The sequence below is a fragment of the Mesorhizobium sp. C264A genome (assembly GCF_040324515.1).
Lineage (GTDB): Bacteria > Pseudomonadota > Alphaproteobacteria > Rhizobiales > Rhizobiaceae > Mesorhizobium.
Window position 1 is genome coordinate 2,733,101 of the sequence record NZ_JAMYVY010000001.1, and the last position, 12,754, is coordinate 2,745,854.

Consider the following 12,754-nt stretch of genomic DNA (forward strand, 5'->3'; position numbering starts at 1 on the left):
CCCCGGGTGAGGACAGCTTTGGCTGATCTGAAAAATTCCTCTGTTCATGCCTGTCGTCGGCTCCAAAAACGCTGGGCACTTTTGGGCGACAGGCATGACGCGCTAGCGCGGCGTGGCGTCGATGGCGACCCGGTCGGGATAGAAGGCGCCGTGGGCGCGAATCTCGGCCATCTCGTCGAAGGGCTGCTCATAGGCCCACATCGCGTCGTTACCGGTTTCGCCCGCCGGCAGCACGTTCCAGTAGCTGGAGTCGCCCTTGTAGGGGCACAGCGTCGACCGCTCCGTCTTCCTGAGCTTGCGGAAGTCGATGTCCTCGAACGGGATGTAGAAGGAGAAGGGATGGGGCGGCTCGGTCACCATTTTGGCTTTTGCCGAGGAAGCGATGATGGTGCCGTTTGCAAACACGACGACACGCCCGTTGAAGGGCTCGACGGTGATCACCTTGCCCGGATTGCGCCTGAAGCCGGGTGACGGGTTCGCATGCTGATCCATGACTGCTCTCCTTGTCCGCTGGTGGCTCGATGCCGGTCGACGGCGTCAGCTCTCACTGGCCACTGATGGGCCGGCGACAGCGGTCACACGCGACAGCTTCTGGCGCTTTTCGAGCTGTGGCTTTTCATAGGTCTTCTTCATCGTTCTTCCTTTTCTGACGTCTGGCAGCCGGTCCGCGCGGCTGCCGGCCGTGGATCATGGCTCCAAGGGACAACAGGCGCATCTCCCGTCCGGCCGATGCGCCGCCGAAGGAAATCCGGGCCAGCGTGGCAAGAACGATTCGCATGTGTTTCGCCGCGATCCGACGGCGGTGGATTTATCTCAGCCGGGACGGCCATGCTTGGGCCGGGCGGAACACGGTTTTGGCGAATGCGGCCCTGTCAGCACGACCGCAAGGCTTGGACAGGCGCGAACAGCTACCGGCGCGGCTATGGCGATGGCCGCTTGGCGCCGGTGCACGCCGCGAAATATCGATAATAAAGGACGACAGGTGAGACTCTACAAAATCAAGATGATTTGCCAGATATTTTCGCCTTTTCGGCACGAGAAGCAAAATAAATTTTCGACAGACGAACTTTCATTTCGGAAAAATGTCCATTTCATCTCTGTTAACCAAATATTAACCAAAATTATCCGATACATACCGAAGTTATTCGCTGTCGTAATCCGAATCTAAGTTGTAATAATCATTGCACAGTTCGCTTCTGACATTACTGTATCGTTGATGTCTTGCGAAGCATGCAACGGAGGAGCTGTAGGAGTGAAATCCGGGTCAAGACTGTGTTGCGAGGAACGGTCTGCCCGACGGAGGAAACACGCATGAGATTGCTGAAATATGCGCTGCTGGCGGGAGCGTCGCTGCTTCCCATCCTGCCCGCGATCGCCGCGACCGCGACGGGCAGCATGAATGTCCGCATCACGATTACCGACGAATGCAAGGTGCAGACGGCGAGCGATCTCGATTTCGGCTCGCACGGTGTCATTGATGCGAATGTCGACCAGACCAGCACCATCAACGTGCAATGCACGACCGGCAAGTCCTACAATGTTGGTCTGAGCGCCGGAGCGGGCGCGGGCGCAACTGTTGCTGTTCGCAAGATGACCGGGCCGGCGTCGGCGACGATCGACTACACCATCTACAGGGAAAGCACCCGGACGCAGCTTTGGGGCACCACGATCCCCACCGACACGGTCGGCGGAACCGGCAACGGCGCCATTCAGCCGCTGACGGTCTACGGGCGTGTTCCACCGCAGACGACACCGGCGGCGGGCCTCTACACCGACACCGTTGCGATCACCATAACGTACTGACAATCGATACCAACACGAGGACGATCATGCGATCCATGCTTTCATGCATCGGAGCCACGGCTGTTCTGTTGCTGTGCGCCGGTCTCTCACAAGCCGCTTCGCTCAGGGTGGCGCCGACAGGTCTCGAGCTGATCTCGCCCGACGCCTCGGCGGTTCTCAACCTCAGCAACGATGACCCCAAGCGGCCGATCAATGTGCAGATACGCGTCTTCGCCTGGAGCCAGGCTGGCGGGATCGAGCAGCTGACGCCGACTACGGACGTCGTCGCCAGCCCGCCATCGACCAAACTCGGACCCAATGCCCAATACGTGGTTCGCGTCGTGCGCGTCAGCAAGGCGCCGGTGCGGGCCGAGGAAAGCTACCGCGTCATCGTCGACGAGTTACCCGACCCGTCGCGCAAGAAGGCCGGTACGGTCGCGCTCGCGCTGCGCTATTCGGTCCCGGTGTTTTTCCGCGACGCCGATGCCGCCGCGCCGGCAGTCGCCTGGAGTGTTTCGCGCAAGGGCGGCAGTCTTGTGCTGACAGCGAGCAATACCGGTGAAAGTCGTCTCCGCTTGTCCAACCTATCCCTGACCCAGAACGGCAAAAAGCTCGGCAACCGAAACGGGCTCGTCGGTTATGTGCTGGGCGGCGCGACCATGCAGTGGCCGATCGGCAGCGGCAAATCACTGTCCGCGGGCTCCGTGCTTTTGAAGGCACAGAGCGATCTTGGACCCTTCGATGCCAACGTTGCCGTCAAGGGCAAGTAGCGTCGCTGTCATCGTCGCGGTTGCGACTTTCACACCTTGCTTGGCGGTGCGTTCGCAGGAATTTCCGGCCGTGACGAACCTCGAACAGCCGGCTTCCGTTTTGCCAGCGGGCCGCAGCCTCTATCTCGAGGTGTTCATCAACGACGTTTCGACCAAGCTGGTCGGCAATTTTATCGAGATGCCGGATGGTGGGCTGGCGGCGGCGCCCCAAGAGCTGAAGGAGGTCGGCCTGAAACCGCCGGAGGACATAGCCGACGCCGGCGGCCTGGTCAGGCTCGACCAGTTGGCCGACGTTTCGTTTCGGATCGATGAGGTAGCCCAGCGCCTCTACGTCACCGCCGCCAATGACAGCCGCGAGGCGCGCATGGTGGATCTCGGCTTGCGCTTGCAGGACCGGCCGGCGCCGCAATCGGGCTTGGGCGCGGTTCTCAACTATTCGCTGTTTGCCAGCTCCAACACATTGTTCGACAAGGACGTCGAGCTGTTCCAAGGCGTTTCCGGCGGCTTCGATGCGCGCGTGTTCAGCCCCTATGGAACGCTCAGCCAATCCTTCATCGCCGGCTATTCCGACGGCAGGCTGGGCGGCTTCACGCGGCTCAACACGACATGGAGCTATTCCGACCCCGACCGGCTGATGACCTACCGCGCCGGCGACTTCATCTCCGGTGGATTGTCGTGGACGCGTCCGGTCTATCTCGGCGGCATCCAGGCGCAACGCAACTTCCACCTGCGATCGGACCTGGTGACGCTGCCCCTGCCCTCCTTCGGCGGCACGGCGGCTGTGCCGTCGACGCTCGAGGTCTATACGCAGAACGTGCGCACCTATTCCGGCGACATCCAGCCCGGGCCGTTCCAGGTCACCAATCTGCCGGTGTTCACGGGCGCAGGACAGGCGCAGGTGGTGCTGCGCGACAGCCTGGGCCGCGAGACCACGGCCACCTTGCCGTTCTATGCCTCCAGCATGCTGCTGCGCCAGGGACTGCTCGACTTTTCCGTCGAGGCAGGGATGGCGCGGCGCAATTTCGGCATCTCCTCCGACGATTATGACGGCCGCGTCATGGGGGTCGCCAGCGCGCGTTACGGCGTGACCGACCGGCTGACATTGGAAGCCCATGCCGAGGGCGGCGCCGATCTGATCAATGGCGGCATAGGTGCTGCCTTCCCGCTCGGGGCATATGGCGCGGCTTCGCTGGCGGTCGCCGGCAGCCATCATGACCGGCGCACCGGCTCGCTGGTCGATGCCAGTGTCGAATTCGGCTATGACGGCTGGGCGATCAACGCCCACATGCAGCGGGCCTTTGGCGGCTATGAAGACATCGCCTCGGTGACGGCGGAGCCGGTTCTCGACCCCGACGACTTCACCCGTTTCAGCGCTGGCGTGCCGCGCTCGGTCGACCAGGTGACGCTCAGCGTGCCGATGCCGATCGATTTCTCCAGCCTTAACCTGTCCTATACGCATTTGAAGAGCGCCGAGGGCGAAAACAGCCAGATCGTCGGCCTGTCCTACAGCCAGGCGATCTTCAAGCGCAGCACGCTCTATGCCACCGCCTTCGCCGATCTCGACGACGACAGCAGCTATGGCGTGTTCGCCGGGATTTCGATCCCGTTCAACGACGAGATCTCGGCGTCGACAGGCGTCGAGCAAGGCCCTGAGGGCCTCAATGTCACTGCCGACCTCGCCAAATCGGAGCGGGCCGAGGACGGCAGCATCGGCTGGCGGCTGCGCACCTCGGAGGGCGAGGTCCCCAATCGTTCGGCAGCGGTCAGCTACCGCGCGCCGTTTGCGCGTTTCGAGGCCGGCGCCCAGCAATTCGACAAGGACTTTCGCGTGACCGGCCAGATGGACGGCGCCATTGCGGTCGCAGGCGGCGGGGTGTTCGCCACCAACCGCATCGACGATGCCTTTGCCGTTGTCGATGTCGGCACGCCTGATGTCGAGGTCTTGCATCAGAACCGGCCGGTAGGCAGGACCGACAGCAAAGGCCGCATCCTGGTCACCGGGCTCAACTCCTATGAGCTGAACACGGTCTCCATCGACCCGAAGAATCTACCAGTCGACGCGGATGTCCCGGCTACCAAGGAGACCGTCGTCCCAGCCGACCGCAACGGCGTCGTGCTGAAGTTCGGCGTGTCCGAGGCGGCGCAGGCCGCGCTGGTGACGCTGGTCGACTCGAGCGGAACGCCGCTCGAAGCCGGACTGTCGGGACGCGTCGATGGCGGCACTGAAGACTTTGTCGTCGGCTATGACGGGCAGGCCTACATCAAGGGCCTCGGCAAGCAGAATTCAGTGCAGGTCGAGCGCGCTGACGGCGGTTCATGCCGGGCAGAGTTTCCCTTCGAGGCGGCGCGCGGCCGGCAAGTGGTGATCGGGAACGTGGTGTGCCAATGAGAGCTGGAGGAAAAATGCTGCGCGCCGTAATCATCGCCCTGCTGCTGGTGCTGCTCCCGTCGCTCGCCCGGGCGCAGAGCTGCAGTTACACCGTCACCAGTTTGAATTTCGGCCTCATCGACACGCTGTCGGGCACCGCGGCGACATCGACAGCCACCTTCACCGCGACTTGCAGCGGCAGTTTGCCATTGCTGCTGCCCGTCCTGGTCTGTCCGCATATTGCCGCCGGCACCGGCGGTGCAACCTCGGCGGCGGCCCGGCAGATGGCGAGCGGCGTCAACAGCCTCAACTATCAACTCTATTCGGACCCCGCAATGAGCGTTGTCTGGGGCACCTATAACTGGGCCTATGCCTCGCGCCCGCCACCGCTGCTGCTGAGCCCCAATCTCTTCGGCAACTCAATCGACACCCTGACGCTCTATGGCCGGGTTCCCGGCGGCCAGGCGACCGTTCCGCCGGGCACTTATCTGTCGACATTTTCGGGCGGGCAACTCGAGTTCCGCTCCCGGACAACCCTGTTGAGCAGCAGCTGCAACACTGGCGCGGGCAACTTGGGCACCAGTCCGACCTTCACCATCAACGCCACGGTCGCGGCAAACTGCCTGGTCGCCACCCAGAACATCGATTTCGGCTCCAAGGGCGTGCTCGACGCCAATGCCGATGCCACCGGCCAGGTCTCGGTCACCTGCACGCCGTCGACCGCCTATACGGTCTCCCTGAATGGCGGCACGACAGGCGGCACGCCGACCAATCGCAAAATGTCGAAGGGCGGCGAGCGGGTCACCTACGGCCTCTACAAGGACATTGCGCGCGCGCAGCCCTGGGGTGATGCCGGAACGCCGGGAAGCACGGTGGCCGGCACCGGAACCGGTACGGCCCAGGCGCTCACCGTCTATGGCCGCGTGCCGCCGCAGACGACGCCCTCGGCCGGCGTCTACACCGACACGGTGGTGGTGACCATCACCTATTGATCGCGGCCCTCCTCGCCGTTGGCCGGCGCCAGCCAGCGCGCGTAAATCTCGCCGACGATGCCGCGGCGAAAGACCAGCACGCAGATCATGAAGATCAGGCCGGTGGCGATGGTCACCGGGAAGCCGGAGGTGGCGAGGGTGTTTTCCAGCCCGACTACCAGGCCGGCGCCGACTACAGGACCGACCATGGTGCCGATGCCGCCGAGCAGTGTCATCAGGATCACCTCGCCCGACATCTGCCAGGTGACGTCGGTCAGCGTCGCGAACTGGAAGACGATCGCCTTGGTGGCGCCGGCAAGCCCAGCAAGGGCTGCCGACATGACGAAGGCGGCGAGCTTGTAGCGGCCGACCGAATAGCCCAGCGAGATGGCGCGGTTCTCGTTCTCGCGGATCGAACGCAGGATCATGCCGAAGGGCGAGTTGACGATGCGCCAGACGGCGAAGACGCCGATGAGGAAGACGGCAAGCACGACGAAATACATGTTGAGCGTGACGTTGAGATCGACGATGCCGAACAGATGCCCGCGCGGCACGCCCTGTATGCCGTCCTCGCCTTCGGTGAACGGCGCCTGGACGCAGAAGAAATAAAACATCTGCGCCAGCGCCAGCGTGATCATCGAGAAATAGATGCCTTGCCGGCGGATGGCGAGGAAGCCCATGACCAGGCCGAGCACGGCCGCTCCGGCGGTGCCGAGCAGGATGCCGGCCTCGGGCGGCCAGCCCCATGCCTTGACGGCGTAGGCGCAGAAATAGGCGGCGGCGCCGTAGAAGGTGGCGTGGCCGAACGACAACAGCCCGGTGTAGCCGAGCAGCAGGTTGAAGGCGCAGGCAAACAGCGCGAAGCACAGCATCTTCATCAGGAAGATCGGATAGACGAAGAAGGGCGCGGCTATCAGCGCCAGTATGGCCAATGCCAGCAATACCCGCTCCAGCCGCACGGAGGCGGCGGTGCGCTGTTGGTGAAGGGTTGCCTCGCTCATCTCAGGCGTCCCTTCCGAACAGGCCGGCGGGGCGCAGGAGCAGCACGACCGCCATGATGACGAAGACGACGAGGTTCGACGCCTCGGGATAGAACACCTTGGTCAGGCCCTCGGCGAGGCCGAGCATGTAGCCGGTGACGATGGCCCCGAGGATCGAACCCATGCCGCCGACCACGACGACGGCAAAGACGACGATGATGATATCGGAGCCCATCAGCGGACTGACCTGGTAGACGGGCGCGGCGAGAATACCGGCAAGGCCGGCGAGCGCCGCGCCGAGCCCATAGGTGAGCGTCAGCAGCAGCGGCACGTTGACGCCGAAGGCCTGCACCAGCTCGGGATTTTCGGTCGCGGCGCGCAGATAGGAGCCGAGCCTGGTCTTTTCGATCAGGAGCCAGGTGCCGATGCAGATAATGAGCGAGGCCACCACCACCCAGCCGCGATAGTTGGGCAGGAACATGAAGCCGAGATTGGTGCCGCCGGCAAGCTGCGCCGGAACGGCATAAGGGTTGCCCGACACGCCGTAGTAGAAACGGAACACGCCTTCGATGACCAGCGCCAGTCCGAAGGTGAACAGCAGCCCGTAGAGCGGATCCAGGCGGTAGAGCCGCGACAGCGCCACGCGCTCGACCGCCATGCCGAAGACGCCGACGATGAGCGGAACCAGGAGCAGCGCCGGCCAGTAGCCGATGCCGAGATGGACGAGCAGCAGGTAACCGATGAAGGCGCCGAGCATATAGAGTGCGCCATGGGCGAAATTGATGATCCGCAGCAGGCCGAAGATGACGGCCAGGCCGAGGCTCAGCATGGCGTAGAAGGAGCCGTTGATCAGCCCGACCAGCATCTGGCCGAGCAAGGCCTGGACGGGGATGCCGAAGATCATGGTCATGGCGTCACCGATGGTGTTGCAAGGGGGATGCGTCTGTGCGCACGTACCCCCACCCGGACCTTCGGTCCGACCTCCCCACAAGGGGAGGTAGGGCGGTGGCCCTCCACCCTCCCCCTTATGGGGAGGGTCGCTGCGCAGCAGCGGGGTGGGGGTACTGCCGTGGGCTGTCGTCATCATACCCCCAACACCTCGTGCAGCTGTTGCGTGTGAGCGGCAAGCTCGCTTACGGCAAAACCCTCCACCACCTTGCCGTGCTCCATCAGGTAGAAGCGGTCGGCGATGCGGGCGGCGAAGCGGAAATTCTGCTCGACGAGCAGGATGGTCATGCCGCGCTTTTTCAAGGTCGCCAGCAGTTCGCCGATGCGCTGGACGATGACCGGCGCCAGGCCCTCGGTCGGCTCGTCGAGCAGCAGCATCTGCACGCCCGTCCGCAGGATGCGGGCGATGGCCAGCATCTGCTGTTCGCCGCCGGAGAGTTTGGTGCCGGGGCTGTTGCGGCGCTCCTTGAGGTTGGGAAAGAGATCGAAGATCTCGTCGACGCTCATGCCGCCCTTGGCCACCACCGGCGGCAGGATCAGGTTCTCGTCGACGGTGAGCGTGGCGAAGATGCCGCGTTCCTCCGGCACGAAGCCGATGCCGCGATGGGCAACACGATGCAGCGGCAGGCGCATCAGGTCGCTGCCGTCGAAGGCGACGCTGCCGCTGCGCTTGCGGACCAGCCCCATGATGGCGCGCAGCGTTGTGGTCTTGCCGACGCCGTTGCGGCCGAGCAGCGTCACGGTCTCACCGCGAAAAACGTCGAGGTTGACGCCATGCAGCGCATGGCCCTCGCCATACCAGGCATGGAGATCGCGCACGGCAAGCAGCGGCTCACTCATGCTCGGTCCCCCTGCTCGGTCCCCATGTAAGCGATCCTGACGCGCTCGTCCTTGCTCACCGTCGCGTAGTCGCCGGCGGCGAGCACCTGGCCGCGCTGCATGACGGTGATCCAGTCGCAGAGGTCGGCGACGACGGTGAGATTGTGCTCGACCATCAGCACGGCGCGGTCCGTTGCCAGCGAGCGGATGATGCCGGAAATGACGCCGACATCCTCGTGCCCCATGCCGGCCATCGGCTCGTCGAGCAGCAGCACTTTCGGGTCGAGCGCCAGCGTGGTGGCGATCTCGAGCACGCGCTTTCGGCCATAGGAGAGATCGCCGGCCGGACGATGCGCGACATCGTCGAGACCGACGACGGCAAGCAATTCGCGCGCCCGTGGAGTCAGTTGGTCAAGCGCGGCCAGCGAGCGCCAGAACTGGAAGCCGAGCCCGCTCGGCCGCTGCAAGGCGACGCGGACATTGTCGAGCACGCTCAGATGCGGAAAGATCGCCGATATCTGGAACGAGCGGACGAGACCCATGCGCGCCACCCTGGCCGGCGCGGTGCGGGTGATGTCGTTGCCCAACAGTTCGATCCTGCCGCTGCTCGGCTGCAGGAACTTGGTCAAGAGGTTGAAGATCGTCGTCTTGCCGGCGCCGTTCGGCCCGATCAGTGCATGGATCTGGCCGTGATGGACGTCGAGGTCGACATTGTTGACGGCGACGAAACCGGCAAAATCGCGCCGCAGGCCGCGGGCGGAGAGCACCACCCGCGGCTTGATTTCGGCACCGTCCGGCTGGACGGCCACGGCTTGCGCCAGCGTCACTTGGTGACGAGCGGGCAGCCGCTGTCTTCAGCCTTGATGAAGGCCTTGTCGCCCGGAATGGTCGCAAGGTAGGTGTAGTAGTCCCAGTCCTTCTTCGACTCCTCGGGCTTTTTGACCTGATAGAGATACATGTCGTGCACCATCGAGCCGTCGGCCTGTACCTTGCCGTTGGCGTTGATGATGTCGTCGACGGGCATTTCATGGAGTTGCTTGGCGACCGCCTCGGTTTCGTCGGTGCCGGCCTTGTCGATGGCCTTGAGATATTGCAGCACCGCCGAATAGGTGCCGGCCTGGATCATGTTGGGCATGCGGTTGGTGCGCTTGAAGAAGCGCCCGGCGAAGTCGCGGCTCTTGTCGTCGCGGTCCCAGTAAAACCCTTCGGTGAGCACCACGCCCTGCGCCGCCTGCAGGCCGAGGCCGTGCACCTCGGCAAGCGTGAACAGAAGTGCTGCCAGCCGCTGGCCGCCGGCGACGATGCCGAACTCGGCCGCCTGCTTGATGGTATTGGAGGTGTCGAGGCCGGCATTGGCAAGGCCGATAACCTTGGCGCCGGAGGACTGCGCCTGCAGCAGGAAGGAGGAATAATCCGTCGATCCCAAGGGGTAACGCACCTCGCCCAGCACTTTGCCGCCGCTTGCCTCAACAACCTTTGAGGTCTGCTCCTTCAGCGAATAGCCGAAGGCATAGTCGACGGTGATGAAATACCAGCTGTCGCCGCCCTGCTGCACCAGCGCGCCGCCGGTGCCGACCGCCTGCGAGTGGGTATCGTAAGCCCAGTGGAAACCGTAGGGCGAGCATTGCTTGCCGGTCAGGTCGGCCGATGCCGCTCCGGTGACGATGTCGATCTTCTTCTTTTCCTTGGACAACCCCTGGACGGCGAGCGCCACCGAGGATGTCGTCAGTTCCATGATCGCGTCGACCTGTTCGGTGTCGTACCACTGGCGCGCAATGTTGGAGGCAATGTCGGGCTTGTTCTGGTGATCGGCGTTGACGATCTCGATCGGCGCGCCCTGCACCTTGCCGCCAAAATCCTCGACCGCCATCCTGGCGGCCTCGACCGACCATTTGCCGCCGAAATCGGCATAGACGCCCGACTGGTCGTTGAGGATGCCGATCTTGACCTTGCCGTCGGAAATTTCGCCGGCCGCCGCCGGCATCGCAGTCGCCGCAAGCAGCGCGGCTGAGACGAGATAGGATGCTTTCACAGGTGGTTCCTCCCTTGTGGCCGACGCCGGGAAACGCGGAGGCCTCACGATGGTTCAACAGTTCCGTCCGGTTCTCGCTGAAATCCGGGCCAGCGCCCGCCACTTCTCCTCTTGGCAACCCTTCCGCCCTGGGTGCGCCGGGAAACGTAGCATCAGATTTCGCAAGGGGAGAATGCTATTTTCGTAGCATGGCGTGCTAGCGCGGCCGCTACCAGTCGGGCTCAATTGGAGAGTCTTCGGAAAAGCCGCTCGGGCCAGGCAGAGAGAGCGTTGCGGCCGCAGCGTCCAGCAGTGCCCCCGGAAGCCCTTTGAGATGCTCGCTGTCCAGCGGAAGGGCAAGATAGGCGGTGGCAATGCGTGCAGCCGCTTCCGCCTGTTCACGATCTCTCATTGCCTTGACCGCAGACCGATCAGGCAGCGTGGCCAGCCAAGCCTTGTGCAGAGCGAACATTCGAGGGTCGACCGTCGGCATGCTTACGGGATAGCCACGCTCATCGATCGCCACAGCCTCCACCTTCGGGGCGTTGATGAGCCATTGCAGCCCCTCCATGGGTGCGCTGTCGAGATCGTCGGCATGCTGTGTAATCGAGGTAGTGGCGTTGTCCTTGAGGACATGTCTTGCCTGCGGACGGATCAGGTCGACCAGATAGCCATCACGGTTCGCTGCCCTGAAGGCCCGGGGCTGGAGCGGCTTGAAGGACCTGTCCACTTTACGCAACACGCCTATCAGGCCGGACTGGCTTACCCTCTCGCCGGTCACGAAGCTGATGCGGCGTCGGGAATCGAAGAGCAGGTCGATGTCGCCGGTTGCCGTGAGACCGCTGGTGATCTGGACGCCCGCCAGAGCCTCGTAAGCGAACAGCGCATTCGTGCCGACGACCAGCAACTGCTTGCCCAGCAGGTCTGTTTCGGCGCACCGCCGCAATATCCGTGCGGCGATGGCCGGTACCCTGCCCAACCCCATTGCCACATTGACTTTCGCCAGGCCGTTCAGGCGATCGGCCAGACCTGCCAGCAGATCCTTGTTCTGCACCCTGCCCTCGGAAAACGCAGCGAACGCCTTCTCCGTCTGGCTGCTTTTCGGCCCGAGTGAATTCTCGACCTGCCGGACCTTCCGCAGCAGGTATTCAGCACCGCTGCGCTCAACCCAGCGCATGCTGCCTGCAAAGCGCCTTTGGCGCTGGTCATCAGCACGCTGCCAGGCCTCGTAGACCTGTTGCGTATCTATGAGTTGGCGCCGCTGCTCGCCGGTCAACTCTCTCAGCATCGTTTTCCACTCTTAAGCCAGGATCAAGTTAACATAGTGGAAAACTCTTAATTAACAATACGTTGCTATGCTTTTTCCACTATCGCAGCTATCACCCACACGCCGAGTGGAAAATACCGTAAAAACAATAGGTTATGTCCGAGAAAGGGAGGCCAGAACCTCACACGCGGGTTTTTAGCTGCGCGCACCATGGCAGCCGCTTGCCGTCGCCTCACCGCTTCTGCGGATAGATCGTCTCGCCGCGCTTCAGCATCTCGACAAAAGCCTCGATCTTCTTCCTGCGCCCCGCCTCCGTCTTCATGTTGTGCGTTCGAAACGCCAGCGCGAACCGGTTCTGGGCGGAAAGCTTTGCCAGCATCTCCTTCGCCTTCGGCTCGGCGTCGATGGCGGCCTGCAGATCGTCAGGGATCTTCATGTCCTTGCCTGAGGCATAGGCGCGGTCCCAGCGGCCGTCGGCCTTGGCCGCCTCGACCTGTTTCAGCCCGTGTTCGGTCATGCGGCCCTCCTCGACCAGGCGGGCGACATTGTCGATGTTGATCTTGCTCCAGATGCTCTTCTTGCCGCGCGGCGTGTAGCGCTGCAGAAAGCTCTTGTCGTCGAGCGGCTTGCGTATGGCGTCGATCCAGCCGAAGCACAGCGCCACGTCGATGGCCTGCTTCGGCGTGATCGAGGCGAGGCCCGAGCCGACCTTGTGGACCTTGATCCAGACCTCGCTCTCGCCGGCATGATTTTCGCGCAGCCAGGCGTAAAAACTGTCGGGATCGGGGAATTCATGAACCTTGTCGGGATCGACCTTGAACGGCGCCATCATCACCTC

The 12,754-nt window shown here is 63.3% G+C and carries 12 protein-coding genes; 4 read left to right on the forward strand and 8 right to left on the reverse strand.

Going from position 1 to position 12,754, the window contains the following annotated elements; genetic code table 11:
* Positions 1-102: 102 nt before the first annotated feature.
* Complete coding sequence (locus NKL04_RS13485) at positions 103-492, reverse strand: DUF427 domain-containing protein (protein ID WP_023697761.1); 390 nt, start codon at positions 490-492, stop codon at positions 103-105.
* Between the two features lie 819 nt (positions 493-1,311).
* Here NKL04_RS13485 and NKL04_RS13490 point away from each other — a divergent pair.
* From NKL04_RS13490 to NKL04_RS13505, 4 genes are read left to right on the forward strand one after another with little or no spacing between them, the layout of a single operon-like run.
* On the forward strand, positions 1,312-1,803 hold the full coding sequence (locus NKL04_RS13490) for a Csu type fimbrial protein (protein ID WP_023685937.1): 492 nt from the start codon (positions 1,312-1,314) through the stop codon (positions 1,801-1,803).
* Positions 1,804-1,829: 26 nt separating this feature from the next.
* Positions 1,830-2,552, forward strand: coding sequence for a fimbrial biogenesis chaperone (locus tag NKL04_RS13495; protein WP_023730420.1), 723 nt, complete (start codon positions 1,830-1,832; stop codon positions 2,550-2,552).
* The gene (locus NKL04_RS13500; RefSeq protein ID WP_031209310.1) at positions 2,524-4,941 is read left to right on the forward strand and encodes a fimbria/pilus outer membrane usher protein; all 2,418 of its coding nucleotides are present in this window, start codon (positions 2,524-2,526) and stop codon (positions 4,939-4,941) included. The genes NKL04_RS13495 and NKL04_RS13500 overlap by 29 nt, the downstream gene beginning before the upstream one ends.
* A 14-nt stretch (positions 4,942-4,955) precedes the next feature.
* Positions 4,956-5,912 (forward strand): Csu type fimbrial protein, encoded by a 957-nt coding sequence (locus NKL04_RS13505; protein ID WP_023689851.1) that lies wholly within the window; start codon positions 4,956-4,958, stop codon positions 5,910-5,912.
* On the opposite strand, the gene NKL04_RS13510 is transcribed toward NKL04_RS13505, so the two are convergent.
* From NKL04_RS13510 to NKL04_RS13540, 7 genes are all read right to left on the reverse strand, one after another.
* Positions 5,906-6,892 (reverse strand): branched-chain amino acid ABC transporter permease, encoded by a 987-nt coding sequence (locus tag NKL04_RS13510; protein WP_023689850.1) that lies wholly within the window; start codon positions 6,890-6,892, stop codon positions 5,906-5,908. The genes NKL04_RS13505 and NKL04_RS13510 overlap by 7 nt on opposite strands.
* Before the next feature lies 1 nt (position 6,893).
* Positions 6,894-7,781, reverse strand: coding sequence for a branched-chain amino acid ABC transporter permease (locus NKL04_RS13515; protein ID WP_023671423.1), 888 nt, complete (start codon positions 7,779-7,781; stop codon positions 6,894-6,896).
* 173 nt (positions 7,782-7,954) lie between these two features.
* Positions 7,955-8,659, reverse strand: a complete 705-nt coding sequence (locus NKL04_RS13520) for an ABC transporter ATP-binding protein (RefSeq protein WP_023671422.1) — start codon at positions 8,657-8,659, stop codon at positions 7,955-7,957.
* A complete protein-coding gene (locus NKL04_RS13525) occupies positions 8,656-9,447 on the reverse strand; it encodes an ABC transporter ATP-binding protein (RefSeq protein ID WP_286456597.1) in 792 nt (263 codons plus the stop codon). The genes NKL04_RS13520 and NKL04_RS13525 overlap by 4 nt, the downstream gene beginning before the upstream one ends.
* A gap of 14 nt (positions 9,448-9,461) precedes the next feature.
* Positions 9,462-10,670 (reverse strand): ABC transporter substrate-binding protein, encoded by a 1,209-nt coding sequence (locus NKL04_RS13530; RefSeq protein WP_023689847.1) that lies wholly within the window; start codon positions 10,668-10,670, stop codon positions 9,462-9,464.
* Positions 10,671-10,878: 208 nt separating this feature from the next.
* Positions 10,879-11,937: a GSU2403 family nucleotidyltransferase fold protein gene (locus NKL04_RS13535; protein ID WP_023700694.1), complete on the reverse strand. Its 1,059-nt coding sequence runs from the start codon at positions 11,935-11,937 to the stop codon at positions 10,879-10,881.
* Between the two features lie 211 nt (positions 11,938-12,148).
* The gene (locus NKL04_RS13540) at positions 12,149-12,745 is read right to left on the reverse strand and encodes a YdeI/OmpD-associated family protein (RefSeq protein ID WP_023693762.1); all 597 of its coding nucleotides are present in this window, start codon (positions 12,743-12,745) and stop codon (positions 12,149-12,151) included.
* Between the last annotated feature and the right edge of the window lie 9 nt (positions 12,746-12,754).

Coding starts and splice junctions, on each gene's coding strand:
- NKL04_RS13520 (WP_023671422.1), bottom strand. CDS start 8,659: ATGAGTGAGCCGCTGCTTGCCGTGCGCGATCTCCATGCCTGGTATGGC.
- NKL04_RS13515 (WP_023671423.1), bottom strand. CDS start 7,781: ATGACCATGATCTTCGGCATCCCCGTCCAGGCCTTGCTCGGCCAGATG.
- NKL04_RS13485 (WP_023697761.1), bottom strand. CDS start 492: ATGGATCAGCATGCGAACCCGTCACCCGGCTTCAGGCGCAATCCGGGC.
- NKL04_RS13490 (WP_023685937.1), top strand. CDS start 1,312: ATGAGATTGCTGAAATATGCGCTGCTGGCGGGAGCGTCGCTGCTTCCC.
- NKL04_RS13505 (WP_023689851.1), top strand. CDS start 4,956: ATGCTGCGCGCCGTAATCATCGCCCTGCTGCTGGTGCTGCTCCCGTCG.
- NKL04_RS13500 (WP_031209310.1), top strand. CDS start 2,524: ATGCCAACGTTGCCGTCAAGGGCAAGTAGCGTCGCTGTCATCGTCGCG.
- NKL04_RS13510 (WP_023689850.1), bottom strand. CDS start 6,892: ATGAGCGAGGCAACCCTTCACCAACAGCGCACCGCCGCCTCCGTGCGG.
- NKL04_RS13535 (WP_023700694.1), bottom strand. CDS start 11,937: ATGCTGAGAGAGTTGACCGGCGAGCAGCGGCGCCAACTCATAGATACG.
- NKL04_RS13540 (WP_023693762.1), bottom strand. CDS start 12,745: ATGGCGCCGTTCAAGGTCGATCCCGACAAGGTTCATGAATTCCCCGAT.
- NKL04_RS13495 (WP_023730420.1), top strand. CDS start 1,830: ATGCGATCCATGCTTTCATGCATCGGAGCCACGGCTGTTCTGTTGCTG.